This is a genomic window from Haloarcula sp. Atlit-7R (assembly GCF_003666065.1).
GTDB lineage: Archaea > Halobacteriota > Halobacteria > Halobacteriales > Haloarculaceae > Haloarcula > Haloarcula taiwanensis.
Map to the genome: position 1 here is coordinate 1 of NZ_QXIK01000128.1, position 433 is coordinate 433.

General features: G+C 54.7%; 1 pseudogene. It reads left to right on the top strand.

The window, feature by feature from the left end:
• Positions 1 to 10: 10 nt before the first annotated feature.
• Positions 11 to 433 (top strand): annotated as a pseudogene (locus tag D3D01_RS22975) (IS4 family transposase); the annotation flags it as partial.

Sequence of the window (433 nt, forward strand, 5' to 3'; positions counted from 1 at the left end):
GAGAAACCCGGTGGGAAGTATGACCTACAGCCCACCGGATTCGGTCATAGGTGACCGGATTCAAAGAGCGTTTCCCTCTGATGAGTTGCGCGAGCGCGCTCGCGCAACGAATCTCGTCCAACGAGAGCGGAAATTCGACATCGTTGCGCTGTTCTACACACTCTCGTTTGGCTTCGCTGCTGGCTCAGACCGCTCTCTCCAAGCATTTCTCGAACGCTACGTCGAGATGGCTGACTGTGACGAACTCTCCTACGCATCGTTCCACGACTGGTTCGAACCAGGATTCGTTGCACTCCTTCGAGAGATTCTCGATGACGCAATCGAGAATCTCGATACCGGACGAGAAGATTTGAACGGCCGTCTCGAACGCTTTCGAGACGTCCTCATTGCTGACGCAACCATCGTTTCGCTGTACCAGGACGCCGCTGATATC